This is a genomic window from Bradyrhizobium sp. (genome assembly GCF_016219575.1).
GTDB lineage: Bacteria > Pseudomonadota > Alphaproteobacteria > Rhizobiales > Xanthobacteraceae > Bradyrhizobium.
Genome location: NZ_JACRMG010000018.1, coordinates 1 through 24,668 on the forward strand (window position 1 = coordinate 1; position 24,668 = coordinate 24,668).

The following is a 24,668-nucleotide window of genomic DNA, read 5'->3' on the forward strand; positions in this document are numbered from 1 at the left end:
ATGCGCCGATGGGCGACAATCGCAGCATAAGCTTCACCCCGAACACAGCCACCTAGCCTTCAGCCCCAATCCGAAAGACGTCCCTCTTCCCTCTCACGGCCAATAAGTCCAATTACGCAACAGGCCCACAAGGGGAGAGGGTGGATGCAGTCTACTCCCCGCCGTCGATCTGGCGGCCCATCAGCGCAATCGCCTTCTGGTAGACGCCCGCGGCGTTCCAGGCCTGGATGGCCGCGAAATTCGGCTCGCCCGGCTGATAGCCGGCGCCGGCGCGCCAGCCATGGGCGCGCAGGAAGTTGGCGGTCGAATTCAGCGCATTCGCCGAGTTCTCGAGATTGCCGGTGCCGTAGGCCAGAATCGCCTTGGGCATGAACTGGGTCTGGCCGACCTCGCCATGCATGGAGCCGCGCTGGGACGGCGAGAGCGCGCCGCGGTCGATCAGTTGCAGCGCCGCGTAGAGATGCTCGGTGAAATAGGCCGAGCGCCGGCAGTCATAGGCGAGCGTGGCGATGGAGGCGAGCATGTTCTGGTTGCCGCGCTGGGTGCCGAAGCCGGTCTCCATGCCCCAGATCGCCAGCAGCGGCCCCGGCGGCACGCCGTAGCGCTGCTGGATCGAGGCAAACAGCGCGCCTTGCGAGGCCTTCAACTGCCGCCCCTTGGCGACGATGGTGGTGGCGCCGCGCTTGGCGAGGAACTGGTCGAGCGTGAGCTGAAAGCTGCGCTGGCCGCGGTCGGCATTGATGGTCGCCTGCGCATAGTTCGTCGCCATCAGGGCGGAGATCGTGTTGGCGCCGATGCCCTTTGCCCGCGCCTCGCCGGCGAATTGCTGCTTCCAGCCTTCATAGCCGGCGGCGGAGTTGCCGCAAGTGGCGGCGTGAGTCGGCGGACTCAATGCCGACATGGCCAGGGCAGCGAAGGCAGCCGTCAATAATTTCCTGCGTCCGATCATTGCCGAAACTTCCTTGCGATATGGCCCCGAGCCCCGACAGATTAGCGGAACACCGGCTGAGGTCTAGGCCATCAGGATACCCGCGAATTGACAGCCGCGCCGTTATCGGAGACAAGCCCGCGCATGGCCAAAAAACCCGGGACCAATCCCAAAGGCGAGTTCGCCTTTTTCAACGTCGTTTATGAAGACGGCTCCCAGCGCTCCAACCGGCGCGTGCCCACCGAACTGCTCGGCGGGCTCGACGGCGACGATCCCGCGCGCGGCTACATCATCGAGCAGGACCGCGAAATCGCCGAAAAAGCCGGCCGCCCGCCGCTGGCGATCAAGGAGATCAGCCGGGTCGGCGCGAAGAAGAAATAGGATTTTGGCGCAGGCGCCCGCTCATGCGGCTTGGCGCTTGCGATTCTCCAGATATCGCAGGATCGCCTCCGCGGAGCGCGCCGGTCCATTTCGCCCGGCGTAAGCGGCCTTGATGGCTTGCGCGGCGGCGCGATAGCCCGGCCTGGCCTGCACATCCGCGATCATCGCCGGCAATTTGCCGCGTTCGAGATCGCCGATCGACAGCAGGCGCGCCGCTCCCTTTTCCTGCAGCAGATGCACGTTGGTGTCCTGCTCCGGCTGCAAGGGAATGCCGATCAGCGGCGTGCCCGCCGCCATCGCGCATTGCACGCTGCCCTGGCCGCCGGCGGTCACGGCGAGATCGACCCGCGGCATGATCTTGTGGCTCGGCAGCACGCCGCCGACCGCCACATCCGGCGCTTCCATGTCGCCGAGATCGTGCACCGTGCCGGCAACGATCACCTTGGCGCCCGTGCTCGCCGCATCCCGCACTGCGCGCCTCACGATGTCTTCGGGCGCGGACGTGATGGCGACATAGATCTTGGCGCCGTCGGACGCCAGCAGCCGCTCGACATTGGCGGGGATCGGGCTGTCGATCTCGGCAAAAATCGGCCCGGTATATTCGAAGCGTGTCGTCGGCCAGTAGTTGCCGCCGGACGGCCGCCAAGCGCGCATCTCGCTCTCGCTAATGCCGTAGACCTCCGGCGCTTCGGTGACCAGCGACAGGTCACCCAGCAGCAGCGCGGGAAAACTCGGCACGCCCTCTACGCCGAGTTCGCGCGCCAGCGCATTGTAGCCCTCGAGATAGAGCCGCAGCCGCGGCGCGCCCTTGTTCATCAGGAAGCGGCCGATCCTGTCCGGCACGATCTTGAAGATCGCCTGGGTCGGCCGCGAGGGCGCCGGCAGCATGCCGCGCTCGAACAGCGGCGGCAGGAAGGCGCCCGCATGCTGGGTCACCAGCGGAATTCCCGCCACCCGCGTCGAGATCAGCGTCGTCAGCGTGAAGCCGATGACGACCGCGTCCACGCGATTCCTGCGGAAGTAATCGACCTCGGCGGCGACATAGGTCCGCATCTCGTCTGCGCTGTACATGCTCTGTTTGGGGTCGCCGATGCCGACATTGTCGCGGATGAACTTGCGACCGCGCGCCTCGTCCATGCGGGGCCCGACGATGTCGTAGGCGATGCCCTCGGCCTGGATCAGGGCCTCGTGCACGCCGCCATGGGTGGCCATCACTACCTCGGCCCCCTGCCGCTTCAGGGCCTTGTAGATCTGGATCATCCGCGACGTCTCGGAGAGATAGGCGCACATCGGCATCAGACAAATCATGCTCGCCTCCTTGATCGGCCGATATTATGTAATATATTACATAAATGGACCCTCGAATCAAGCTGTCCTCGAAACTTGAGGCCGACGAGCTGGAGGCGGCCGGCGATGCGGCCGACGCCGTCCGCTGCTTCCGCCTGATGTCGCTCGCCAGCCAGCGCCTGCGATACCTCTACGACCAGCGCCTGCGCGACGAGGGATTGACGATGCAGCAGGGCATCCTGCTCAGCTTCGTGCGCGCGCATGGCAATCCGACGCTCGGCGAAGCCGCGAAATCGCTGGCGACCTCGCACCAGAACGCCAAGCAGATCGCGCTCGCCGTCGCGCGCAAGGGCCTGATCCGGATCGTCGACGACGAGGACGACCGGCGCGCCAAACGGCTGATCGCGACCAAGGCGGGACAGCGCGGCTGGCACCGCCGCAACGCCAACGATTTCGCCGCGATCGGCCAGTGGTTCGGCGGATTGTCACGCAGCGAGCAGAAGGAGCTCGCGGCGATGCTGATCAGGCTGATCCGGGGGCTGCATTGAGTCCGAGTTGCATCGAAGGGCTGCACCATCGCTGGCGGCGGGAACAACAAAACGGCGGGCTTTCGCCCGCCGTTTTGTCTCGATGGATTGCCGGGGTCGAGTCCGGCGAAGACGCGTGATCAATTATCCAAAAAGCTCCGCAGCTTCCTGCTTCGGCTCGGATGCTTCAGCTTGCGCAGCGCCTTGGCTTCGATCTGGCGGATGCGCTCTCTCGTCACGCTGAACTGCTGGCCGACTTCTTCCAGCGTGTGGTCGGTGTTCATGCCGATGCCGAAGCGCATGCGGAGCACGCGTTCCTCGCGCGGGGTCAGGCTCGCCAGCACGCGCGTGGTGGTCTCGCGCAGGTTGGACTGGATCGCTGCATCAATGGGCAGGATCGCGTTCTTGTCCTCGATGAAATCGCCGAGGTGTGAGTCCTCTTCGTCGCCGACCGGGGTCTCCAGCGACAGCGGCTCCTTGGCGATCTTGAGGACCTTGCGCACTTTTTCCAGAGGCATGCCGAGCTTCTCGGCGAGCTCTTCCGGGGTCGGCTCGCGGCCGATCTCGTTGAGCATCTGGCGGCTCGTGCGCACGATCTTGTTGATCGTCTCGATCATGTGCACGGGGATGCGGATGGTGCGGGCCTGGTCGGCGATCGAGCGGGTGATCGCCTGCCGGATCCACCAAGTGGCGTAGGTCGAGAACTTGTAGCCGCGGCGGTACTCGAACTTGTCGACCGCCTTCATCAGGCCGATGTTGCCTTCCTGGATCAGGTCGAGGAACTGCAGGCCGCGGTTGGTGTATTTCTTGGCGATGGAGATGACGAGGCGGAGATTGGCCTCGACCATTTCCTTCTTGGCCTGGCGCGCCTCGCGCTCGCCCTTCTGCACGCCGTGCACGATCTTGCGGAATTCGCCGATCTCCAGGCCAGTGAGCGCCGCGAGATGCTGGATCTCGCCGCGCAGCTCCTTGATGCGGTCCTTCTCGTGGTGGACGAAGTTCTTCCAGCCCTTGGCGGACAGTTTCGAGACGCGGTTGAGCCAGCGCGGATCGAGCTCCGAGCCCTGGTAGTTCTTCAGGAAGTCGTCGCGCGCGACGCCGTGGCTGTCGCCGAGGCGCAGCAGGCGGCCCTCGAACGAGACGAGCCGCTTGTTGATGTCGTAGAGCTGCTCGACGAGCGAGTCGATGCGGGCCTGGTTGAGGCGCAGCGACTTCACCTCGACGATGATCTCGTCCTTCAGCTTCTTGTACTTGCGCTCCTGGTGCGGGGAGAGCGAGTCGTTCTGCAGCTGGCTGGCGATGTCGTGCTCCTGCAGCCGGCGCAGCTTCTTGTACTCGGAGGCGATCTTGTCGAAGGTCTCGACCACCTTCGGCTTGAGCTCGGCCTCGATGGCGGCAAGCGACATCTGGTTCTCGAACTCGTCGTCGTCCATGTCGGCTTCGGCCGCGGCCTCCGCCGGATCCTTTTCCTCGGCGTCAGGATCGGCGCCGGGAACGGCACCCGGGGCGGCGCGGAACGGCGTCGCCGTCGGGGGTGCTGCGGGCGGGGCGACATGGGCGGGCGCGGCGGCGGCATCGCCATTGGCGGGGGCAGCCGCGATCGGCTGGCCGTCGGGACCGATCACCGTCGGATTGAGGCCGCCCTTGGCATCGGGGCCGGCGTAGGTGGCTTCGAGATCGATGATGTCGCGGAGGAAGATCTTGCCTTCGTTGAGCTCGTCGCGCCAGATGATGATGGCCTGGAAGGTGAGCGGGCTTTCGCAGAGGCCTGCGATCATCGCCTCACGGCCGGCCTCGATGCGCTTGGCGATCGCGATTTCGCCCTCGCGGGAGAGCAGCTCGACCGTACCCATCTCGCGCAGATACATGCGCACGGGATCGTCGGTACGCTCGCCGGGCTCCGACTTCTTGACCTCGGTGACGGCCTTCTGCGTGACCTCGACGAGCTCGTTGTCGGTATCGTCGTCGGCCGAATCCTTGTCCTCTTCCTCGCCCTCGTCGTCGGCCTCGGTGACGTTGATGCCCATGTCGGAGAGCATGGACATGATGTCCTCGATCTGCTCCGGCGAGGTGGAGTCCGAAGGCAGCACGGCGTTGAGCTGATCGAAGGTCACGAAGCCGCGCTTCTTGGCCTGCTTGATCATCTTCTTGACGGCAGCATCCGACAGGTCGAGCAAGGGCGACGGGGCGTCGGCGGCTTCCTTCTCGGGAGCGTCGGCTGCCTTGTCGTCTTTTTCCTTGTCCTTAACCTGCAGCGTCTTTGCCTTCGTGGCCATTCATTGCTCCCGAAACGCGCTCTGCGCTGGAAATGCCGAGCGCACCGAACCAACTCCAGAGGCGGACTTTTTGTCCCCTCTAACCTATGTGCATGAGTCACGTGAAAAGGAGGAACCCCGCTTTTCCCGTTTCATGCCCTGACGCGCAAAAGGGCGGCGCTCGTGTCGCCACCCCGGATCCACGTCAGCTGTCTCGAAGCACCTAGTAAGGTGCGGCTGTTAAGTTTCGCTTAACCCTGTTTTTGCAGGCAAACCATGGGTTTGGCGAGTCTTTTAATGGGTCCGGCAAGAGCCGTCCGCATTATTTTTTGATCACACTGAACGCTGGAACCGGCCGGAAAGCTCGCCAAAACCCTCGATCAGGGCCTCGGTGCCTTCGGCTTCCGCCATCCGGGCCTGGATATCCTTCAGCCAAGCCAGATGGGCTTCGCTCCCGTCCTCGGCCAAGGCCTGCTCGGCGTCCTTCATCTCCCTAAGTAGGGCGTGGGTTTTCTGATGCAAGGCAATAAGTTGCCGCCAGGTGGCGAGCACGTCCTCGCGGGCGGCGCCGGTGGCAGCGCCGAACACGGCGCCGGTGGTGATCGCCCGCTCAACCCTTTGAAAAATCGGGGTTAATCCGCGCGATTCGAGATCGGCGCGCATCTTCTCGGCCTGTTCGGCGGGCTCCGGGGAATGGTGATGGTCCTGCGCGAATGCCGCCATGATGCCGGCGCGGAGCTTGATGGCCTCGGGATGGGCCAGTTCGAGGGCGGCGACCTCCTCCAGATGGTCGTGCAGCAGCCAGGGGTGATTGACGAGGGTCAGCAGGATCAGGGCCTCGCGGCGGGAGAATGCCGAGCGCTGGCCGCGCATGATCGGGCTGTTGGCCAATTGCCCGCTCGCGGCCTGGTAGGGGCCGGGCGCCAGCGCCGGGGTGCCGCCTCCCTGCCCGCCCCGGGGCGGAAACCGGCCCCGCACGACAGGTGCGCGGGGGGCGAAACGGCGGGCTGATTCGGTGCCGCCGCGGCCACCGAAATTGCCGCGGGCGTAACCTCCGCGACCCGCCTCCGGCGCAAAGGCGCGCTGCAGGCGTTCGGCGAGATCCTGGCGATAGTAGCGGCGCACGACCTCGTCGCGGATCGCATTGGTGAGCTCGCCGATACGCGCTTCCAGCGCCGCGCGGCGCTCGGGCGTGGCAAAGCTGCCGCCCTCGATCTCGCGCGACCAGATCATGTCGGCGAGCCCGCGCGCCGCCGACAGCACGTCCTCGATCGCGGCGCGGCCGCCGGAGCGGGCGAGATCGTCGGGGTCCTGCCCTTCCGGCAGGAGCGCAAAGCGAAGACTTTTTCCCGGCTTCAGATGCGGCAGCGCGAGGTCAGCGGCGCGCCAGGCCGCCTTCTGTCCGGCGCGGTCGCCGTCGAAGCAGAGGATCGGCTCGTCGGCGATGCGCCAGAGCAGCGCGAGCTGGTTTTCCGTCAGCGCGGTGCCGAGCGGGGCGACGGCCGCGGGAAAGCCGGCGGCAACGAGCGCGATGACGTCGACATAGCCCTCGACCACGATGAGCTGCGCGCCATCATGCGCGGCCTGCCGCGCGGGTGCGTGGTTGTAGAGATTGTCGCCCTTGTGGAAGAGCGGCGTCTCCGGCGAGTTGAGGTATTTCGGCTGCGCGTCCTTTTCCAGCGCGCGCCCGCCAAAGGCGATGACGCGGCCGCGCAAATCGGTGATGGGAAAGACGACGCGGTCGCGGAAGCGATCGTAGGGCACGGGAATGTCGTCGCCCGCGATCAGGAGCCCCGCCTCCACCATGTCGGCGACGGGGATGCCCTGGCTGCCCAAGAACTCCTTCAGCGCAAAGCGCTCGCCGGGTGCATAGCCCAGACGAAACTGCAGCTGCGTGGCGGGCGAAAGGGAGCGGTCGGCGAGATAGCCGCGCGCCCTGGCGCCGCCCCGCGAGGCCAGCGTGTCCTGGAAGAATTTTGCAGCACACTCCATGACGTCATGCAGCGTCTTGCGCCGCTGCTCGTGCCGCGCCGCATCCGGGCTCACGGCCGGCAGCGCCATGCCCGCCATCGAGGCGAGACGCTCGACCGCTTCGGGGAACGAGACGCCCTCGGTCTCCATCACGAAGTCAAAGATGTTGCCGTGCTTGCCGGAGGAGAAGTCGTGATAAAATCCCTTCTGGTCGTTGACGGTGAAGGACGGCGTCTTCTCCTGCTGGAACGGCGACAGCCCCTTGTACTCCTTGCCCGCCTTCTTCAGCCGCACGCGCTTGCCCACGACTTCCGAAACCGGAAGCCGGGCTCTGATCTCCTCGAGGAACTGGGGCGTGAAGCGCATGGGTGGCGGTAGTGCCTAAGCCGAGGGCAGTCGACTAGCCTTATAGGTAGGGCCCGGGCAGGACCACTCAAGGTGTGAGCAAAACTTCATACCATGAGGCCTTATCCGAGCAATTCACAGGCCGTTTTGTCATTGAAGCACTACGGGTTCCAAGCTTGGATAGCCCCATGTTCACGACGTTCAGGGGCGGACAGAGCGGGGCGTGGCGGATCACGCTGAATTCGGCCGTGCGGGGCGAAGGGCTTCCGGCCGTGCCGGCGCTGGCGATCACGGAGAGCAGCTCGATTGCGCTGCCGCTGCTGGCGTCGGCGACCGCCTGGCGGGTCGCGGGCGTCGCGGGACATCTGCGCTATGTCGAGAAGGCCGAGAAGGCGCTGCTTGCCGAAAAGCAGGCCCCGCTCGGGCGCAAGCAGGCAACCTTTGCAGCGCTGATCCCGATCCGGAAGTCGGCGGCGTGGTGGGCGCTGAACCAGGACGAGCGGCGCGAGATCCTGGAGGCAAAGTCGCATCACATCTCGGCCAGCCTGAAATATCTGCCGCAGATCGCCCGCCAGCTCTATCACTGCCGCGACCTGGGCGAGCCCTTCGATTTTCTCACCTGGTTCGAATACGCGCCCGAGCACGCCACGATGTTCGAGGAGCTGGTCGCCATGCTGCGCGCGACGGAGGAATGGACGTTCGTCGAGCGCGAGATCGACCTGCGGCTGCGGCTGGTGGAATGATCCCTCCTCGTCTCCCTCCCCGTCATGGCCGGGCGTGTCCCGGCCATCCACGCCTTAAGCAGGACTTGCAAGGAAGTCGTGGATGCCCGGGACAAGCCCGGGCATGACGAAGTCACTGGTCACTGCGCCAGGAATTTCCCCGACTCGATCCGCGGCAACCCGGCGACCGGCCAGTTGTAGACATAGGTCCAGGCCTCGCTGTTGCCACCGCCTTCGAGCGTGACGCCGAGCATCTGCCGCAGATATTCGGTCGGCTGCGGAAAGGCCTCGCCGTAGGCTTCGTACATGTCGAATTCGTGCAGCATCTCGTCGCGGGCGCGCAAGCGGTAGAGCTCGCCGTGGACGATGTCGGCAGGATCGTCCGACAGCACGAGGCCGGGATAGTGCTTCACCAGATAAAGCCGGCCGCGGCAGCGCGCCTCGCCGATGAGGTCGGCATTGGCGGACAGCAGCCGCGCCATCGGATGGTCGAAGCCGCGCATCAAGGTGCCGTAGACGAAGAGACGGTCGGAGATCATTTTCCACCCAGTCATTCCGGGGCGATGCGTCAGCATCGAACTAAGGGGCGCCCTTGCGCCCCTGAGAATCTCGAGATTCCGGGTCTGGTGCTGGCGCACCATCCCGGAATGACGGGGGCCTATACCATATCTTTCGCCATCACTACTTCCTCGGTGACGACCACGAACTTCGTCAGCGTCATGCGGCCGAAACTGGTGGTGAGCGCGACGTCGGCGGCGTCGCGGCCGGTGCCCATCAGGATGCGGCCGATGCGCGGCGTGTTGTGGCGGGCGTCGAAGGTGTACCACTGGCCGGACAGGTAGACCTCGAACCAGCCGGAGAAATCCATCGGCTCGGGGTCCGGCGGCACGCCGATGTCGCCGAGATAGCCGGTGCAGTAGCGCGCGGGGATTCCCATGCAGCGGCACAGCGTCAGCGCCAGATGCGCGAAATCGCGGCAGACGCCGGTGCGCTGCTCGTAGACGTCGTGCGCCGACTTCATGTGATGGGCGTGCTGATAACCGAAGGTGACGTGACGGTGCACGAATTCGACGATCGCCTGCACGCGCGGCCAGCCCTGCGGCGTGCCGGAGAACAGCGACCAGGCGATGTCGGTGAGCTTGTCGGTCTCGCAATAGCGGCTCGGCATCAGATAGAGCAGGACGTCGTCGGGCAATTGCTCGATCGGCAGCTGCTGCGCGGTCGGCACGACTATGTCGGGCAGCCCGGTATCGCGCACCAGCGCGGCGCCGCGCAGCGTCACGCCGCCGGCGGGCGCGACGAGGCGGCCGCAGACATTGCCGAAGGAGTCGCGATAGAAGCCGATCGGCACGTCGGGCTCGGCGACGATGCGCTCGGTGCCGACAATGTCGGAAAAACGCGATGGATGGATCGAGAGCATGATCACCATCGGCGTCGGCTGCACCGCCGCGTGGGAAATCTCGAAGCCGACCCTGATCTCCATGCCCAAAAATTCCGCAATTGCCACGACCAAAGGCGCGCCTCACGGGAGACACGTCAGTATGAGTCTCCTCAACGCGCACCCTGGTTCAGCAGTTCCCGCGTCCCGGAAGCGGCCGAATCCGCCTCATCGCCCACCGAAACCACGTTGATATCGACGTCCATCTCGAGAAACGCGTCGGCGGAGCCGAGGTAGACGCCGTGCAGCGGAATCGCCTGGCGCGGATCGCGCGCCACCGCGACGCGCACGAGATCGCGGTTGCCGACGATGCCGTTGGTCGGATCGAATTCGATCCAGCCCGCACGCGGCAGATACACCTGCACCCAGGCGTGCGTCGAGCCGCCGCCGACATAGCCGTGCGCGCTGTCGCCGGGCACGAAGATGTAGCCGGATACGAAGCGTGCGGCGATGCCGAGCCGGCGCAGCGCCTCGATCATTAGGAGCGCGAAGTCGCGGCAGGTGCCGGAGCTGAGCTGCAGGGTGTCGAGCGGATGCTGCGTGCCCTGCTCGTGGCGCGTGCGATAGAAGAACGCCTTGCGGATGCCGTGCGTCATGCCGCTGAGGATGTTGAGGGTCGGCGTCGGCGCATCGGCATCGAGGAATTGCCGCGCCCATGCCGAGAGCTCGCCATGGGGATCGCCATATTGCGGCGTGACGAATTGGGTGAGGTCGGGATATTCCTCGTCGTCGTAGAGAAAGGGATAGAAGAACGCGGGATCGTCGGGCGTCAGCGCGAAATCCTCCGCCGGATTGTGCTCGACGGTGGCGGTGGAGGTGAAGGTGAGCGTTTCCGCGCGCTCGTCAAAGGTCGCGATCGCGACGGAGTTGCCGAATACGTCGTGGATCCACCGCAACGACATCGGCTCGGGCTCGATCGCAAGCCGATGCGCGAGGATGCGCAGATCGTGCCCCGGCAGCGGCCGCAGCATGACCCGGTGCTCGCCGAACGCCACCGGATGGGCGTAGCGATATTCAGTCTTGTGGTTGATGGTCAGGATCGGCATCGTCGAGCAATCATCGTGATTTCGGGCCGGGTAATCTATAGAGAAGCCTGCTCATTTCCAGACCGGTTTGCCGATTCGATGGGCAACAATTGAGGAAAATCCGCCTTGAGTGACGCTGGCGACACAGCACACCTCCTGACGCAGGCCGATGTTCCGCCGGTGATCGAATTCAACGAGGCCGGTGATTCGCCCTATCTCTTCACCTGCGATCACTACGGCCGGATCATCCCGCCCGCCCTCGGCGATCTCGGCCTGCCCGAGAGCGAGCTGACCCGCCACATCGCCTGGGACGTCGGCATCGCCGGCGTCGCCGAGCGGCTCGCCAGTCACCTGGGCGCGCATCTGGTCGCGCAGCGCTATTCGCGGCTGGTGATCGACTGCAACCGTCCGCCCGATGTCGCGAGTTCAATCCCGCTGATCAGCGAAGCCACCACCATTCCCGGCAATGAGGGGCTCACGCCGGCGTTGAGGCAAATCCGCCGCCGCGAGGTCTTCGATCCCTATCACCGCCGCATCGGCGAGATCATCGAGGCGCGCCTGCAACGGAAGCAGCCGACCGTGCTGGTGGCGCTGCACAGCTTCACGCCGGTCTATGCCGGCATCGCGCGGCCCTGGCATATCGGCACGCTCTATCACCGCGACCGCACGCTGCCGCCGCTGTTGCTAAGACACCTGCGCGCCGAGGGCGATCTCGTGGTCGGCGACAACGAGCCCTATGCGGTGAGCGATACGACCGACTACACCATCCCCGTGCATGGCGAGCGGCGCGGACTGATCAACAGCGGCATCGAAATCCGCCAGGACCTGATCGGCGACGAGTCCGGGCAGAGGCAATGGGCGGACCGGCTCGCGCGGATCCTGCGGGAGATTGAGGAGATGATACGGAAGGAGATGGTGATCTGATGTCGATGGCAGGAGGGCGAGATCGGCGATATTCGCGAACGATCAGCGTCCTCGTCCGTCATGTCCGCATTTTCGAAAAGTGCGAGTGGCCCATTCCATGTGCGGGCTCTGCCTAACGGGGAAGACCGCGCGCCGTTGCGGCTTTGCGGACGCGAGTCTTACGGCTGGAATTCGACGGTGGCAGCAATTTCGACCACGGATCATTTATCCCTGGTCCGGCGTCGCGTGGTGGCCAGTTCCGAAAGAAGTGACTTGGCTACCGTGCCGGGCGACGATCCCCCGAGTTGGGTCGCCTTTATTCCCAGCCGAGACCGAACATACACCACCGATCCATCAACAAAATACGTGCCGCGATACTTGACCCCTCGTATGGAAACGACGACGGGCCTCACGGGAATGGGTTTGCTATCAGCCATCGAGCTACCTTTGCAGGATACGGAATCGCGTGACCGCCGACTTGCAACGCATGCTCTGAACAGAATGGGCTCGAAGTGCCTAGGAGTCCGAGCCTATATAACCTCAACGACGGTTCTGGCAGCCGCTCGGCTACGCATTATTTGTAGCGACTTCAGAGATCGCCACGTTGATCGTCCTCAAAGTTGAGAGCAGTCGGCGCGCGGCGGCTAACGACCCGGTGCACAGGGGTAGAGAGCGCACCGGGCCGTTACCGTCAAAGCGATGATTATTGCGGCTCCCATCGCTTCCCGGCCCACCGACCTTAGCCATTCGAACCGAGCGCGCCAATGAAGCCACGGCTCCTTTGCCAATTTCCGATAGACAAGTTGGGATGAAACATGAGGATGGCCAGCCATGCGCTGAACGAGCCGCTATGGTCGCTGGGTCACGCAGCTTCAATCTCGTCGTTCAGCTGATATCTCGAGAAGGTCAAAGCCGCTGCCGGCTTCGGACCGCCAAGCAGATAGCCTTGGCCAAAATCGATCCCGAGCGAACAAAGCTTCTCCAGTTGAGCCTTCGTCTCAATTCCTTCGGCGACGGGTTCTTCTTGCTTCCGCTCGCGAACAAGCCTGCGGATTGCGACCGCATGCTTGATGGCTCCTGGTGTTCGACCAAGTGCAGCGAGCGTCGACGCTTACGCACACAGCGATTGAACCGCGTCTATCCTTCCCAATTGCGCCAATGCGTCGGATCGACGGAGACCCGCTTGTTGGTCAGGCAATTCAGCCAGCCATTGTCCAGCCGCCAGCAGGGAAAAGCGAGAGCGTGGACCTCGCCGTGCTCGATGACGCTGAGGTGGAGTTCGCGGCCGTAAGGCGCGGTATCGATGGGCTGCCAGCCCATGGCCCAGCATCCTTCGCTCCAACGGGACGTGGATGAACCAACCAGAACCTGCATCCGCTGTGGGATGGCCTGCACCGCGCTGTGCATGGTCGCCTCCGCTGACTTTCGAACTTGAGTATTTTAGCTCGAATGGGGTGAAGCAGTGTTGATGGAGGTCAATTTCCGCGCTCGCACCAGCGGAAAGGGGTTCAAACCACTTCCCGCGCATGCAGCTGCGCGATCGCGTCCGCATCATAGCCGAGCGAACGCAGCACCTCGTCGGTGTGGGCGCCGAGCGCCGGCGCCATATGGTCGAGGCGGCCGCCGCCGTGTTCGAGGCGAAAACCGCTGCCGGCGAAGCGCAGGCGGCCGTAGGGCGTATCAAGCTCCTGGATGGCGCCGCGCGCGGCGATCTGCGGATGGTCGATCGTTTCCTCGACCTTCCAGATGCTGGCGCAGGGCGCGCCCGCAGCCTCGAGGATATTCTCCCACTCGCGCGGACTCTTCGTCGCCAGTTTTTCCTCGATGAGCGCGCGCAGCGCGGGCTCGTTGTTCTGCCGTTCAAACCAGTCGGCAAAACGCGGGTCCTCGAAGGTGTCCTCGCAGCCGAGCGCGGTCATCAGCGCGCGGTACTGCTTCTCGGTGTTGACGGCGAGCAGGATGTAGCCGTCGCCCGCCCTGAACAGATTGGCGGTGGGCCTGCGGCTGACGGCCTGGTTGCCGGACAGTTGCTGCTTGTGGCCGGCGACGGAATAGTCCGCAATCTGCCCGGAGAGAAACGCCAGCGTCGCCTCCAGCATGGAGACGTCGACCAGTTGCCCCTTGCCGGTCGCGTTGCGCTGGAACAGCGCGCTGGACACGCCGAAGGCGGCGGTGGCGCCCGACAGCACGTCGCACACGGCAAACCCCGCGCGCGTCGGTCCGGTCTCGGCGTGGCCGGTGATCGCCATGATGCCGGACATCGCCTGGATCTTGCCGTCATAGCCGGCGCCCAGCCGCTGCGGGCCGGTCTGGCCGAAGCCGGAGATCGCGCAATAGATCAGCCGCGGATTGATCTCGGACAGCGCAGCGTAGCCGATGCCGAGCTTGTCCATCACGCCGGGGCGGAAGTTTTCCATCACGACGTCGGCCTGCGCGGCGAGTTGCCTGACGATCGCGATCGCCTCCGGCTTGGACAGATCGAGCGTCAGGCTGCGCTTGTTGCCGTTGATGGCCTGCCAGCCCGGCGCGAGCCCGCGCTCGGCCCATTCGCGGGAGAGCGGCGTGCGGCGCATGTCCTCGCCCTCGCGCCGCTCCACCTTGATGACATCGGCACCGAGCAGCGCCAGCTGATAGCTGGCATAGGGGCCGGCAAGCACCTGCGTGAAATCGAGGATCTTCACGCCTTCGAACGGTCGGGTCACAAGACGCTTCTCCGGCGGCAGCTCAGGCGGCGCGATTGCCCCGCGCGATTTCCTTCTGCCGGTCGAATTCGGCGCGGCGGCGCGCCAGCTCCTCCGGGCTCATCTGCGCAACATTGTTATAGTCGAGCTTCCAGGAGGCGTCTTCGCTCCAGCGCAGCGGCGACTGCATGGTGGTGCGCGCGCCGGTCGCGCTCTCGAGAAGACGCAGCGCCAGTTCGAGCGTCAGTTCCTGCGACGCCGCATCGTGCGGCTTGCCGGCGGAATTGCCGAGCGGGAAGTCGGAGAACAGGAAGCGCGGCACGGCGGCATGCTCGACGATGTCCTTGGCGCAGCCCATCACCACGGTCGGAACGCCGTTGGCTTCGAGATGGCGCGCGACCAGCGCGGTGGTCTGGTGACAGACCGGGCAGTTCGGCACCAGCACGGCGACGTCGACCTTGTCGGCCCGGCAGCGCGCGAGAATCTCGGGCGCATCGACGTCGATGGTCACGCGATGACTGCGGTTGGTGGGGGCGCCGAAGAAGCGCGGCGCCACCTCGCCGATCCGGCCCCGCGCCTGCGCCTTGATGAGTTGCGGCAGCGGAAACCAGGTGCCGCTGTCGGTGGCGGTGGTGTGCTTGCGGTCGTAGCCGATGTGGGAGATGCGCAGATCGTGCTCGGCGGAGGTGTCGCCGTCATAGACCGTGTAGAACTTGGCGCTGCCATTGTAGGCGGCGCCGGGACCCTGATCGCCCTTCGCCGGGTCGTATTGCGCGGCCGTGGTGATGATGGTCACGCGCGAGTGCGACAGCGGCTTCTTCAGCGGCTGGAACGGCGCGTCCGTGTAGTGCGCCCAGCGGTACGGCGTGGTGTAGCCGATCGCGGTGTAATAATCCCGCGTCCGCTGCATATAGGGAACCGGACAGTCATGGTCGGGGGCGAAGCCGAATTCCTCGTCGGGCGGAACGGCCATGTTTCTCTCCGTGCTCTTGCTTGCCGGCCAGCCTAGATTCCCCGATGAACGCCCGCAAGTGCGCCGCGGCAGACCGGCGATGCAAATACGCCTCCCGCCCTCACCTCGCCCGCGTCAGCGCCAGCCAGATGCCACCGCCGATCATGAAGCCGCCGGAGATGCGCGAAACAAGACGCGTGCGGCGCGCGGAGAAGAACAGCCGTGCACGCCCGGCCAGCACCGCGTAGACCGCATCCGTCATCACGGCAGTGACCATGAAGGTGATGCCGAGCAGCGCAACTTGCGGGAAGTGCGGCTGGCTCATGTCCATGAATTGCGGGATGAAGGCGCCGAAGAACACCAGCACCTTCGGATTGGACAGCAGCACCAGAAAGCCCTGCAGGAAGAAGCCGCCGCGCGGCGGCGCAGGCTTCTCATCCACCCTGAGGCCTTCGACGGGCGAACGGATCAGCTTGATGCCGAGCCAGACCAGATAGGCGGCGCCCGCAAAGCGCACCCAGTCGAACCAGTAGCCCATGGTCGCCATCAGCGAGGTCAGGCCGATCGCGACGATGCCGATCACGATGGCAAGCCCCGCCTGCGCGCCGGCGACATTGATCAGCGCGGCGCGGGTGCCATAGCGCAGGCCGTTGGCGATCAGAAGGCTGACGATCGGCCCCGGCAACAGCGCCAGCGCAATGCAGGCAACGAAGAAGGCGAGATAGGCTTGCAGCGACATCATGACGGGGGAAACCTGCGGAGGGATGACCGGAGCATTATGCACGGTGCGTTCGAAAACGCCACTTGACATGCAACCATTTGGTTGCCAATTTTCTGCGCATGGATGAGGTCTTCAAGGCGCTGGCGGATCCGTCCCGGCGGTCGCTGCTGGACCGGCTCCACGCCAAGAACGGCCAGACCCTGAACGAACTGTGCGAAGGCCTGGCCATGACGCGGCAGGCGGTGACGAAGCATCTTGCGATCCTGGAGGATGCAAACCTCGTCAGCACCATCAGGCACGGCCGCGAGAAGCTGCACTACCTCAATCCGGTTCCGATCCATCAGATCGGCGAGCGCTGGATCAGGAAATTCGAGCGCGCAAAACTCGTCGCGCTCGGCGAGTTGAAGAGAAGACTGGAGCAGAGTGATGAGTAAGTTGGAGTTCAGCTGATGGATATCGCAAAGTTCAAGCCGGCGATCGTCTACACCATCTACATCGCTTCCACGCCGGAGAAGGTGTGGCAGGCACTGACGAGTGCGGAGTTTAGCCGGCAGTATTTCTTCGGCCATTCGGTGGACGTCGATCTCAAAATCGGTGGCGCCTTCATCGTGCGCACGCCCGACGGCGCATTGCATATTTCCGGCGAGGTGATCGAATGCGATCCGCCGCGAAGGCTGACCGTCACCTTCAACGTCAACTGGCCGGAACTGGTCGACAAGCTGGGCCCGACGCTAGTGACCTGGGAGATCGAGCAGGCAGGCGAGGCCGTGCGGCTGACTCTCTTGCAATCGCAGGACCGCGAGCTCGGCGACGACATCCTCTCCGGCGGACGCAGCGGATGGCCGGCGATCCTGTCCGGCCTGAAGAGCGTGCTGGAAACCGGCAGACCTCTGGTGGTGCAGATGGCGCCGCCGCAACGCATGCTGGACGCGCTGAAGGCCATGGGGATCAAGACGCCCTGAGCGGAGCCACAATGCTCTTGGATCGGCTGGAACGGCTGGTGTAGCCTTTCGCTATTTCCGCGACGAAAGATATCGAGATGAAAGCGATTGTCCCGGCAGTTCTCCTGGCAGTTCTCTTGACCCCGCTTGTCGCGGCGGCGGCGGCGGGAGCACCCGCCCAGCTCTACAACAAGTCGGTCGTCATCAACTGGTCCGAAAGCATTCAGGAAAAGAACGAAGCCGGCCAGTTGCTCAACACGTCCCTCAGCCGGCAGCGGATCGCCTATGTCAGCTCGGCGGGCCGGATTTTCGTTCGCAGCACGCAAAGCACGCGCAGCGCGGAGAAGAAAAACGAGCTGGCGCCGGGCGCCGGCGGCGGCACGCTCGCTTTCCAGGGCAACAGCCTGGTGGGCACAGCCGTCTTCGCCGGATTTGCCCGACGCATCACGGTCAATTTCGACGCCGGCTTTTCCAGCTGCAGCGCCAGCGTCGTCTACGGAAGGGCCGGCGGACCGCAGAAGTGGAAGAGCCTCGACGGCAAGCAGACCATGGAGGTGCAGTCCATCTCCGTGAGCAGCGCCAGCTGCGCGATCCGGGATGGAAATCTCGTCGCCAACTAGACCGACGGCGTGAGAGCACAATGATATTGCGCTTGCTGATCGCGATTTTCTTGTTGGGCTCGTGGCAGGCGCGTGCAGCGCCCGGCAGCGATTTGATCGGGAAATCGGTGCTGGTGAGCTGGACAGAAAATCGGCAGCAGCGCACCAACGGTTCGGAAGTCCGCGCGGTCACACGAAACTTCCGGCTCCAGATGTATGTCAGCGGAGCGGGAAGACCCTTCACGCGGGTGACCTCCAGCGGCCGCGGCGGAACACATGGGACCGATCAGGTTGGCGGCGGAGGCGAATCCCTCCGCGGCGGTGCGCGCACGGTCACGGTCAACGGCAACTCCATTGCCGTACAAGCCAACTGGGCAAACTACGCGCGAAACCTGCGCATCGACGTCGCACCCGGCGGAAGCGGCTGCTCGGCACAGATGTCGGTCGGCAAGGAACCGGGTTCCGCGCCGAAGTCGTTCCGCAACGTGGGCGGATTTACCATCGAGATTCATTCCCTCAGCGTCAGCGGCGTGTCCTGCAGCATCCGCCAGGGCAACGTGTTTGGCGGCTAGCCCGGCAGCGGCGCGACGATGCGGCGGTAGAGGTGCCAGGTGGCGTGGCCGAGCACCGGCAACGTTACCACCAGGCCAAGGAAGTACGGGATCGCCGAGACGATCAGCAGCACCACGATGACGGCGGCCCAGCCGATCATCGGCACCGGGCTCGTCACCACGGCGCGCACGCTTGTCACCATGGCGGTGACGAAATCGACCTCGCGGTCGAGCAGCAGCGGAAACGACACCACCGTCAGCGAGAACATGATCAGCGACAATGCGGCGCCGATAGCATTGCCGATGGCAAGGAACAGCAGACCCTCGTTGGTGGTAAGCACCACCGTGATGAACTGCTGCAGGCTGGAGAACGAGGCGTTGATGCCGAGGATGAGGGCGATCAGCAGCCGTACCTGGTACATCCAGATCACGAAGATGAAGAGCGTGACGAAGGCCATCCAGCCGAGTTCGTGGCGCGAGCGCACGGTAGCCCAGATGGCGGGGAGCGTAACCGGCTGGCCGGCCTCGCGGCGCCGGCTCATCTCGTAAAGGCCGATGGCGACGAACGGACCGATCAGCGCAAAGCCGGCGGCGATCGGATAGGCGAGATAGACCATGCCGAAATGGGTCAGGCTGAGCACGATCAGGATGCCGCCTGCGGCATAGAGCGCGCCGAACATGAGCCCGTAGAGCGGCATGGCCTGGAAATCGCGCAGGCCCTGCCCCAAGGCTTCGGCAATGTCCGCCGTCGCGATCGGCCGCACCACCGGATCGGTCTTGCCGGAAATCGACATCGGATCCTCCTCCCCTGTCATTTTGAATATTGGTGCCGGACAGCCGGAAGAAGATATTGATCCTGGTCAAATCTGCGGCGGTTGTTGCCGCTTGCGCCCTGTCCTACTTCCTCGCCCTGGAATCCCGCTCCTTGATCAGCGCGTCGAGCTCGTCCTGCTGCTGGGCGATGCGTTCCGCCGTCCGCTCCTCGCTTGCCGCTCCGGATGAGCCGGTCGCCTGTTCGGTCAACTGCCTGATATTGTCGCGCAGGATGGCGATACGGTCATTAAGTTCCGGCAGCGAAAGAATACTGTAGTCATTCATGTTCATGGCTCCTGAGAAAAAAGAATAGGCAAACGACGGGGCGGAGGCGTTGACGCAGCGCAAGCGGATAGAGACCCCTCGTCCGGCTCGCATCTGTCGATGCGAGCCACCTTCACATCCGCCTTCGCACCAGGCTTCGGCGGATGCGGGGGAGAAGGTTCAGGACGTCAGCGCCGCCTTCACCATGCCGCTGGCCTTGCCGAAGTCCATCTGGCCAGCGAACTTCGCGCGCAGCACGCCGATCACCTTGCCCATGTCCTTCATGCCGGCAGCACCGGTCTCGGCGATCGCGGCTGCAATCGCGGCCTTGACGTCGTCGTCCGACATCTGCTTCGGCAAATACGCCGAGATGATCGCGATCTCCTCGCGCTCCTGGGCGGCGAGCTCGGCGCGGCCGCCCTTGTCGTAGAGCTCGACGGATTCCTGGCGCTGCTTGATCATCTTCTGGAACAGGCCGAGCAGGTCGGCGTCGGACAGCGGCGGCTTGCCTTGCCCGCGCGCGTCGATGTCGGCGTTCTTGATGGTCGAGTTGACCATGCGCAGCGTGGAGAGCTTGCGCTCCTCCTTCGCCTTCATCGCGTCCTTGACCGCATTGTTGATGTCGTCGCGCAGCATCTTGAGTCCTCTTGCGTTTGTTGGCCCTGATCTAGGCCGTCCGTGCAATCGAAACAATCATTCTTTGACGCGTTTCCTTCACGCGAACCGGTGCCCGCTTCGCTCGGAAACGCTATGCCGGGCTCTTCAGCCATTCAACCAGCGCGGCTGCCGTCGCCTCCGGCTGTTCCGGCTGCGGCAGGTGACCGCAATTGGGCAGGATCACCAGTTTCGCGCCGTGGATGCCGTCGGCCATCTCCTTCGACAGCGCATTGGGAATGGTGTTGTCCTCGTCCCCCGTCAGCACCAGGGTCGGGCACCTGATCCAGGCGAGCGCCGGCCGGGAGTCCATCCGGCTGATGATGGCGGCCTGCTGGCGGACAAAGCCGCCTTCCCCGACATCGTCGCCCATGTCGTGGACGAGCCGGCGCAAGCCCGCATCGCCGCGGCGCGAGGGATGCACGAGACCCGGAAACAGCTCGTCGAGCACGGCGTGGTACTGCCCGCTCCACGCACGCTGCATCAGGCCGCGGCGGCGCTCGGTCGCCTCCGGCGTATCCGCCCGCGCCTGGGTGTTGATCAATGCGAGTTTGGCGACCCGGTCCGGCGCCTGGCGCATGATCTCGAAGGCGATGTAGCCGCCCATGGAATGGCCGGCCAGCGCAAAGCGCGGCGGCGCCTCGGCCAGGATGCGGCGGGCGATGGCGCCCATATTGTCGTCGCGGATGTGGTTGGCCACCGTCACCGGGCCGAGCCGCCACAGCGCCGGCATCACCGGCGCGAAAATCCGGGGCGAGGAGACGAGGCCGGGGACGAGCAGGATAGGCATCGTGTCGTCCATGTACGGCTCCTGGATCGGGCGGATTCGCCGGTAAATCGGGCCGGACGGGGAACCTCAGCTTAAGACCGCCGATTTGCCTGTCAAATATGCGGAAAACGCGTGTGAATCCGGCGCCTCAAGCTTTGACGGGCGCGACCGCTCCCACTATGTAGAGCGCTCATGACCACATCTGAAAATGCTCCCGCCTGGCCGGACCTCAAACCGACCGCGCTCCTCGTGCTCGCCGATGGCACCGTGCTTGAAGGTTTTGGCCTCGGCGCGGAAGGACAGGCCGTCGGGGAAGTCTGCTTCAACACCGCCATGACCGGCTATGAGGAGATCCTCACCGATCCCTCCTATGCCGGACAGATCATCACCTTCACCTTCCCCCATATCGGCAATGTCGGCACCAACGAGGAAGACATCGAGACGGTGAACATGGCGGCAACGCCCGGCGCGCGCGGCGTGATCCTGCGCTCTGCCATCACCAACCCCTCGAACTACCGCGCCACCCGCCATCTCGACCAGTGGCTGAAGGCGCGCGGCATCATAGGCCTCTCCGGCATCGACACCCGCGCGCTGACCGCGCTGATCCGCAACAAGGGCATGCCCAATGCCGTGATCGCGCATTCCAGGGAAGGCAGGTTCGACCTGCATGGCCTGAAGGAAGAGGCGCGCGAATGGCCGGGCCTCGAGGGCATGGACCTCGTACCGATGGTGACCTCCGGCCAGCGCTTCACCTGGGACGAGACGCCCTGGTCCTGGGACAAGGGATTCGGCAAGCAGAGCGATCCGCAGTTCAACGTGGTGGCGATCGATTACGGCATCAAGCGCAACATCCTGCGTCTCCTCGCCGGCGTCGGCTGCAAGGTGACGGTGGTGCCGGCGACGACCTCGGCCGAGGACATTCTGGGCATGAAGCCCGACGGCGTGTTCCTGTCGAACGGCCCCGGCGATCCCGCGGCGACCGGCAAATACGCGGTGCCGGTGATTCAGAAGGTCATCGAGTCGGGCACGCCGACGTTTGGAATTTGTCTTGGCCACCAGATGCTCGGGCTTGCCGTCGGCGCCAAGACGAAAAAGATGCATCAGGGCCATCATGGCGCCAATCATCCCGTCAAGGACGAGACCACCGGCAAGGTCGAGATCACCTCGATGAACCACGGCTTTGCCGTGGACCAGGCGACGCTGCCGAAGGGCGCCACGCAGACGCATATCTCGCTGTTCGACGGCTCCAATTGCGGTATTGCGCTGGACGGCAAGCCGGTGTTTTCCGTGCAGTACCACCCCGAAGCCTCGCCCGGCCCGCGCGACTCGCACTATCTGTTCCAGCGTTTCGCCGATTTGATGCGGGCGAAGAAGAGCGCGTAAGCAACTGGCGGCTGACAGCGAGTTGACTCAATCGTAGGGTGGGCAAAGCGAAGCGTGCCTACCTGTCTTGCATAGTGCAAATGAAGGTGGGCACAGCGCTTCGCGCCTTTGCCGACCCTACGATTACGGAGCGGGCCATGTCCGTCGTAGCAGCCGATGCAAGCCCCCTCACCTTCGTCTTCGAAGACGATGGGCTCATCCCCAACAACCCGATGCCGTTTCTCGTCTACAAGGGCGCGGTGGACGTGGCGAATGGCCACCCCGAAGCGACGATCGAAAAACTGTTCGGCGGCAATGGCTGGGGCGCGATGTGGCGTAACGGTGTCTACGATTTCCCACACTATCACGCCACCGTACATGAAGTGCTCGGCATCGCGCGCGGGCACGCCAAAGTGCGGTTCGGCGGCGAGCGCGGCGAGGTGCTGGAGATTGCCGCAGGCGATGTGGCGATCCTCCCCGCAGGCACCGGGCATCAATGCATCTCGTCGAGCCGCGACTTCTCCGTGGTCGGCGCCTACCCGCCGGGGCCGCCAATGGATCTGGTACGGCCGAGCAAGGAAGCACATGCGAAGGCGCTGAAGACGATCCCGCAAGTGAAGGTGCCGAAGACCGATCCGGTGCTGGGAGTGAATGGGCCGCTGGTGAGGTTGTGGAAGCGCTGACCTAAGTTCGTGCGGCCAAACGGCGCGGCGGTCGTCGAAATGCGGATAGCGCCATCGAACATCGCCAGCCACAGCTCAAAGGAAACTCCCTGAAAATCAGGGCGATCGTGCAGACGATCGGCTAACCACACGCGTTGGAATTCGGCGCATTTTCCGCAACGCGGGACGCAATGGAACAAAGCGATGGTTGGTGCACGCACTTTGTGTTAGCGTGCTGCCGGTGGAGGTAGCCGAAGCTTTTCTTCGAAGAAGCCCTTCTACGACACGCATATTGGCGACCAATTCCAGCGCACCGGCCTTGATTTCTGCTGACGCTCCTACGCGTTCGTGCAGCCATGCTGCACGTTCTTTCGCACGACCACGGCGACCTGCGCACGGCCGACCCAGATCAAGGCGAATTGAACCGACACGGCAAGATCGACAGTATTTCAGGGTCCACCCAACGGAGTTCTTTCCATGAATGTCACGCGTCGCAACGTAACGATTGGCGGCATGAGCCTGCTCGCGAGCGCCTCCATGAACACAATGAGCCGTGCGGAGCTCGGCGAACTCCTCGGCATCGGCGAAGGACTCGAGGACTTCGCGCTCGCCACCGACGCCTACATCTTCGGCTATCCGCTGGTGACGATGGAGATGACGCGCAGGGTCATCACCAACGTCGCGGCGCCGGCAGGAACACGCGCGCCGATGGGCCAGATCATCAAGCTGCGCAAATATCCCGACGCCTCGTTCCGCGACGTGACCGCGCCGAACGCGGACACGCTTTACACCACCGCGTTTCTCGACGTCGGCAAGGAGCCGTGGGTGCTCAGCATTCCCGACATGAAGGGCCGTTACGCGCTGTTTCCGATGCTGGACGGCTGGACCACCGTGTTCCAGGTGCCCGGCAAGCGGACTACCAGCACCGGCGCGCAGACCTATGCGATCACCGGCCCCGGATGGAAGGGCACGCTGCCGGCCGGCGTCAAGGAACTCAAATCGCCCACCAGCATCGTTTGGCTGCTCGGCCGCATCTATTGCACCGGCACGCCTGAAGACTACGCCGAGGTGCACAAGCTGCAGGACGAATTCAAGCTGGTGCCGTTGAGCTCCTACGGCAAGGCCTACACGCCGCCCGCGGGAACGATCGATCCGTCCCTCGACATGAAGACGGCAGTGCGCGAGCAGGTCAACCGCATGGATGCGGCGGCCTATTTCACGCTGCTCTGCAAGCTCATGAAGGACAATCCGCCGGCGGCCGCGGATGCGCCGCAGCTCGCCAGGTTCGCCAGAATCGGAATCGTGCCGGGGCAGGATTTCGATGCGAGCAAGCTCAAGGCGGATTTCGTCAAGCGCGTTCCCGGAATCGGCTTCGACCGCATCATGCTCCAGTTCAAGGTCAACAAGGAGGTGAAGGACGAGAACGGCTGGGGCTTCACCACCAAGACCGGCATCTACGGCACCGACTATCTGATGCGGGCGCTTGTCACCGCCATCGGGCTCGGCGCCAACCGGCCGCAGGATGCCGTCTATCCGACCTCGGAGAAGGATGCCGAGGGGCGCAAATACAACGGCGCCAACAAATACGTCATGCGCTTCCCCAAGGGGCAGTTGCCGCCGGCGCTCGGTTTCTGGTCCGTGACCATGTACAACGCCGAGTATTTCTTCGTGAACAATCCGCTCAATCGCTATTCGATCAGCGCGCGGCAGAATCTGAAATCCAATCCGGATGGCTCGACCGACCTCTACATCCAGAAGGATTCGCCAGGCAAGGACAAGGAATCGAACTGGCTGCCGGCCCCATCCGGCGATTTTGTCCTGATGATGCGGCTGTACTGGCCGAGCGAAAAGAACCCCTCCATCATCAATGGATCGTGGAAGATTCCGCCGGTGAAGAAGGTCAGCTGACGGAGCAGC

At 64.4% G+C, this 24,668-nt stretch carries 27 protein-coding genes; 11 read left to right on the plus strand and 16 right to left on the minus strand.

The genetic code is table 11. The annotated features are described in order from the left end of the window. Positions 1–151 precede the first annotated feature (151 nt). Positions 152–949, minus strand: coding sequence for a lytic murein transglycosylase (locus tag HZB49_RS15490; protein WP_291612834.1), 798 nt, complete (start codon positions 947–949; stop codon positions 152–154). Positions 950–1,072: 123 nt separating this feature from the next. On the opposite strand from HZB49_RS15490, the gene HZB49_RS15495 reads away from it, so the two are divergent. After that, positions 1,073–1,309, plus strand: a complete 237-nt coding sequence (locus HZB49_RS15495) for a hypothetical protein (RefSeq protein WP_291612836.1) — start codon at positions 1,073–1,075, stop codon at positions 1,307–1,309. Between the two features lie 21 nt (positions 1,310–1,330). Here the strand turns inward: HZB49_RS15495 and HZB49_RS15500 are convergent, their stop codons facing one another. Continuing rightward, on the minus strand, positions 1,331–2,617 hold the full coding sequence (locus tag HZB49_RS15500; protein ID WP_291612838.1) for a nucleotide disphospho-sugar-binding domain-containing protein: 1,287 nt from the start codon (positions 2,615–2,617) through the stop codon (positions 1,331–1,333). 44 nt (positions 2,618–2,661) lie between these two features. Between HZB49_RS15500 and HZB49_RS15505 the strand changes: the two genes are divergently transcribed. Continuing rightward, complete coding sequence (locus HZB49_RS15505; RefSeq protein WP_291612839.1) at positions 2,662–3,144, plus strand: MarR family transcriptional regulator; 483 nt, start codon at positions 2,662–2,664, stop codon at positions 3,142–3,144. 119 nt (positions 3,145–3,263) lie between these two features. On the opposite strand, the gene rpoD is transcribed toward HZB49_RS15505, so the two are convergent. Then, positions 3,264–5,399, minus strand: coding sequence for an RNA polymerase sigma factor RpoD (gene rpoD / locus HZB49_RS15510; protein WP_291612841.1), 2,136 nt, complete (start codon positions 5,397–5,399; stop codon positions 3,264–3,266). A 312-nt stretch (positions 5,400–5,711) separates the two neighbouring features. After that, entirely contained in the window at positions 5,712–7,715 is a 2,004-nt protein-coding gene (dnaG, locus tag HZB49_RS15515) for a DNA primase (protein WP_291612843.1), read from the minus strand. 167 nt (positions 7,716–7,882) lie between these two features. Between dnaG and HZB49_RS15520 the strand changes: the two genes are divergently transcribed. After that, positions 7,883–8,437, plus strand: coding sequence for a chlorite dismutase family protein (locus HZB49_RS15520; RefSeq protein WP_291612845.1), 555 nt, complete (start codon positions 7,883–7,885; stop codon positions 8,435–8,437). Between the two features lie 119 nt (positions 8,438–8,556). Here HZB49_RS15520 and HZB49_RS15525 read toward each other — a convergent pair whose 3' ends face one another. The 3 genes from HZB49_RS15525 to HZB49_RS15535 all read right to left on the minus strand — a co-directional run bounded on the left by HZB49_RS15525 (position 8,557) and on the right by HZB49_RS15535 (position 10,900). Then, positions 8,557–8,955 (minus strand): gamma-glutamylcyclotransferase family protein, encoded by a 399-nt coding sequence (locus HZB49_RS15525; RefSeq protein ID WP_291613046.1) that lies wholly within the window; start codon positions 8,953–8,955, stop codon positions 8,557–8,559. Positions 8,956–9,074: 119 nt separating this feature from the next. Further along, positions 9,075–9,899, minus strand: a complete 825-nt coding sequence (locus HZB49_RS15530; protein WP_291612847.1) for a transglutaminase family protein — start codon at positions 9,897–9,899, stop codon at positions 9,075–9,077. Positions 9,900–9,967: 68 nt separating this feature from the next. Further along, on the minus strand, positions 9,968–10,900 hold the full coding sequence (locus HZB49_RS15535) for a transglutaminase family protein (RefSeq protein WP_291612849.1): 933 nt from the start codon (positions 10,898–10,900) through the stop codon (positions 9,968–9,970). 105 nt (positions 10,901–11,005) lie between these two features. Between HZB49_RS15535 and HZB49_RS15540 the strand changes: the two genes are divergently transcribed. Continuing rightward, positions 11,006–11,803 carry an N-formylglutamate amidohydrolase gene (locus tag HZB49_RS15540; RefSeq protein WP_291612851.1) on the plus strand — a complete coding sequence of 266 codons (798 nt, stop codon included), beginning with the start codon at positions 11,006–11,008 and terminating at the stop codon, positions 11,801–11,803. A gap of 841 nt (positions 11,804–12,644) precedes the next feature. Here the strand turns inward: HZB49_RS15540 and HZB49_RS15545 are convergent. From HZB49_RS15545 to HZB49_RS15565, 5 genes are all read right to left on the minus strand, one after another. Next, on the minus strand, positions 12,645–12,854 hold the full coding sequence (locus HZB49_RS15545; RefSeq protein ID WP_365858102.1) for an EAL domain-containing protein: 210 nt from the start codon (positions 12,852–12,854) through the stop codon (positions 12,645–12,647). Between the two features lie 65 nt (positions 12,855–12,919). Then, positions 12,920–13,102: a hypothetical protein gene (locus tag HZB49_RS15550; RefSeq protein ID WP_291612853.1), complete on the minus strand. Its 183-nt coding sequence runs from the start codon at positions 13,100–13,102 to the stop codon at positions 12,920–12,922. Between the two features lie 188 nt (positions 13,103–13,290). After that, the gene (locus HZB49_RS15555) at positions 13,291–14,484 is read right to left on the minus strand and encodes a CoA transferase (RefSeq protein ID WP_291612855.1); all 1,194 of its coding nucleotides are present in this window, start codon (positions 14,482–14,484) and stop codon (positions 13,291–13,293) included. Positions 14,485–14,506: 22 nt separating this feature from the next. Continuing rightward, a complete protein-coding gene (locus HZB49_RS15560; RefSeq protein ID WP_291612857.1) occupies positions 14,507–15,436 on the minus strand; it encodes a glycine/sarcosine/betaine reductase selenoprotein B family protein in 930 nt (309 codons plus the stop codon). Positions 15,437–15,536: 100 nt separating this feature from the next. Further along, on the minus strand, positions 15,537–16,154 hold the full coding sequence (locus tag HZB49_RS15565) for a LysE family translocator (RefSeq protein ID WP_291613048.1): 618 nt from the start codon (positions 16,152–16,154) through the stop codon (positions 15,537–15,539). A gap of 101 nt (positions 16,155–16,255) precedes the next feature. Here HZB49_RS15565 and HZB49_RS15570 point away from each other — a divergent pair, with 101 nt between their 5' ends. From HZB49_RS15570 to HZB49_RS15585, 4 genes are all read left to right on the plus strand, one after another. After that, positions 16,256–16,570: a metalloregulator ArsR/SmtB family transcription factor gene (locus HZB49_RS15570; protein ID WP_291612858.1), complete on the plus strand. Its 315-nt coding sequence runs from the start codon at positions 16,256–16,258 to the stop codon at positions 16,568–16,570. A 15-nt stretch (positions 16,571–16,585) separates the two neighbouring features. Next, positions 16,586–17,098, plus strand: coding sequence for an SRPBCC family protein (locus HZB49_RS15575; RefSeq protein ID WP_291612860.1), 513 nt, complete (start codon positions 16,586–16,588; stop codon positions 17,096–17,098). Between the two features lie 77 nt (positions 17,099–17,175). Beyond that, positions 17,176–17,697 (plus strand): hypothetical protein, encoded by a 522-nt coding sequence (locus tag HZB49_RS15580; protein WP_291612862.1) that lies wholly within the window; start codon positions 17,176–17,178, stop codon positions 17,695–17,697. Between the two features lie 32 nt (positions 17,698–17,729). Beyond that, positions 17,730–18,248 (plus strand): hypothetical protein, encoded by a 519-nt coding sequence (locus HZB49_RS15585; protein ID WP_291612864.1) that lies wholly within the window; start codon positions 17,730–17,732, stop codon positions 18,246–18,248. Here the strand turns inward: HZB49_RS15585 and HZB49_RS15590 are convergent. From HZB49_RS15590 to HZB49_RS15605, 4 genes are all read right to left on the minus strand, one after another. Beyond that, positions 18,245–19,021, minus strand: coding sequence for a DUF2189 domain-containing protein (locus HZB49_RS15590; RefSeq protein WP_291612866.1), 777 nt, complete (start codon positions 19,019–19,021; stop codon positions 18,245–18,247). The genes HZB49_RS15585 and HZB49_RS15590 overlap by 4 nt on opposite strands. 103 nt (positions 19,022–19,124) lie before the next feature. Then, positions 19,125–19,331, minus strand: a complete 207-nt coding sequence (locus HZB49_RS15595; protein ID WP_291612868.1) for a hypothetical protein — start codon at positions 19,329–19,331, stop codon at positions 19,125–19,127. A 153-nt stretch (positions 19,332–19,484) separates the two neighbouring features. Further along, on the minus strand, positions 19,485–19,940 hold the full coding sequence (locus tag HZB49_RS15600) for a GatB/YqeY domain-containing protein (protein WP_291612870.1): 456 nt from the start codon (positions 19,938–19,940) through the stop codon (positions 19,485–19,487). Positions 19,941–20,052: 112 nt separating this feature from the next. Further along, positions 20,053–20,760, minus strand: coding sequence for an alpha/beta hydrolase (locus HZB49_RS15605; RefSeq protein WP_291612872.1), 708 nt, complete (start codon positions 20,758–20,760; stop codon positions 20,053–20,055). A gap of 159 nt (positions 20,761–20,919) precedes the next feature. On the opposite strand from HZB49_RS15605, the gene carA reads away from it, so the two are divergent. The 3 genes from carA (at position 20,920) to HZB49_RS15620 (ending at position 24,659) form a co-directional block, all read left to right on the plus strand. Further along, positions 20,920–22,110 (plus strand): glutamine-hydrolyzing carbamoyl-phosphate synthase small subunit, encoded by a 1,191-nt coding sequence (gene carA / locus HZB49_RS15610; RefSeq protein WP_291612874.1) that lies wholly within the window; start codon positions 20,920–20,922, stop codon positions 22,108–22,110. Between the two features lie 137 nt (positions 22,111–22,247). Beyond that, a complete protein-coding gene (locus HZB49_RS15615; protein WP_291612875.1) occupies positions 22,248–22,772 on the plus strand; it encodes a hypothetical protein in 525 nt (174 codons plus the stop codon). A 456-nt stretch (positions 22,773–23,228) separates the two neighbouring features. After that, complete coding sequence (locus HZB49_RS15620) at positions 23,229–24,659, plus strand: DUF1254 domain-containing protein (protein WP_291612876.1); 1,431 nt, start codon at positions 23,229–23,231, stop codon at positions 24,657–24,659. The last annotated feature ends 9 nt before the right edge of the window (positions 24,660–24,668 follow it).

Excerpts from the sequence above, each read along its gene's own strand:
- HZB49_RS15490 (WP_291612834.1), bottom strand. The coding sequence starts at position 949 with ATGATCGGACGCAGGAAATTATTGACGGCTGCCTTCGCTGCCCTGGCC.
- HZB49_RS15495 (WP_291612836.1), top strand. The coding sequence starts at position 1,073 with ATGGCCAAAAAACCCGGGACCAATCCCAAAGGCGAGTTCGCCTTTTTC.
- HZB49_RS15500 (WP_291612838.1), bottom strand. The coding sequence starts at position 2,617 with ATGATTTGTCTGATGCCGATGTGCGCCTATCTCTCCGAGACGTCGCGG.
- HZB49_RS15505 (WP_291612839.1), top strand. The coding sequence starts at position 2,662 with ATGGACCCTCGAATCAAGCTGTCCTCGAAACTTGAGGCCGACGAGCTG.
- rpoD (WP_291612841.1), bottom strand. The coding sequence starts at position 5,399 with ATGGCCACGAAGGCAAAGACGCTGCAGGTTAAGGACAAGGAAAAAGAC.
- dnaG (WP_291612843.1), bottom strand. The coding sequence starts at position 7,715 with ATGCGCTTCACGCCCCAGTTCCTCGAGGAGATCAGAGCCCGGCTTCCG.
- HZB49_RS15520 (WP_291612845.1), top strand. The coding sequence starts at position 7,883 with ATGTTCACGACGTTCAGGGGCGGACAGAGCGGGGCGTGGCGGATCACG.
- HZB49_RS15525 (WP_291613046.1), bottom strand. The coding sequence starts at position 8,955 with ATGATCTCCGACCGTCTCTTCGTCTACGGCACCTTGATGCGCGGCTTC.
- HZB49_RS15530 (WP_291612847.1), bottom strand. The coding sequence starts at position 9,899 with ATGGAGATCAGGGTCGGCTTCGAGATTTCCCACGCGGCGGTGCAGCCG.
- HZB49_RS15535 (WP_291612849.1), bottom strand. The coding sequence starts at position 10,900 with ATGCCGATCCTGACCATCAACCACAAGACTGAATATCGCTACGCCCAT.
- HZB49_RS15550 (WP_291612853.1), bottom strand. The coding sequence starts at position 13,102 with ATGGGCTGGCAGCCCATCGATACCGCGCCTTACGGCCGCGAACTCCAC.
- HZB49_RS15560 (WP_291612857.1), bottom strand. The coding sequence starts at position 15,436 with ATGGCCGTTCCGCCCGACGAGGAATTCGGCTTCGCCCCCGACCATGAC.
- HZB49_RS15565 (WP_291613048.1), bottom strand. The coding sequence starts at position 16,154 with ATGTCGCTGCAAGCCTATCTCGCCTTCTTCGTTGCCTGCATTGCGCTG.
- HZB49_RS15570 (WP_291612858.1), top strand. The coding sequence starts at position 16,256 with ATGGATGAGGTCTTCAAGGCGCTGGCGGATCCGTCCCGGCGGTCGCTG.
- HZB49_RS15575 (WP_291612860.1), top strand. The coding sequence starts at position 16,586 with ATGGATATCGCAAAGTTCAAGCCGGCGATCGTCTACACCATCTACATC.
- HZB49_RS15580 (WP_291612862.1), top strand. The coding sequence starts at position 17,176 with ATGAAAGCGATTGTCCCGGCAGTTCTCCTGGCAGTTCTCTTGACCCCG.
- HZB49_RS15590 (WP_291612866.1), bottom strand. The coding sequence starts at position 19,021 with ATGTCGATTTCCGGCAAGACCGATCCGGTGGTGCGGCCGATCGCGACG.
- HZB49_RS15595 (WP_291612868.1), bottom strand. The coding sequence starts at position 19,331 with ATGAACATGAATGACTACAGTATTCTTTCGCTGCCGGAACTTAATGAC.
- HZB49_RS15600 (WP_291612870.1), bottom strand. The coding sequence starts at position 19,940 with ATGCTGCGCGACGACATCAACAATGCGGTCAAGGACGCGATGAAGGCG.
- HZB49_RS15605 (WP_291612872.1), bottom strand. The coding sequence starts at position 20,760 with ATGGACGACACGATGCCTATCCTGCTCGTCCCCGGCCTCGTCTCCTCG.
- carA (WP_291612874.1), top strand. The coding sequence starts at position 20,920 with ATGACCACATCTGAAAATGCTCCCGCCTGGCCGGACCTCAAACCGACC.
- HZB49_RS15615 (WP_291612875.1), top strand. The coding sequence starts at position 22,248 with ATGTCCGTCGTAGCAGCCGATGCAAGCCCCCTCACCTTCGTCTTCGAA.
- HZB49_RS15620 (WP_291612876.1), top strand. The coding sequence starts at position 23,229 with ATGAATGTCACGCGTCGCAACGTAACGATTGGCGGCATGAGCCTGCTC.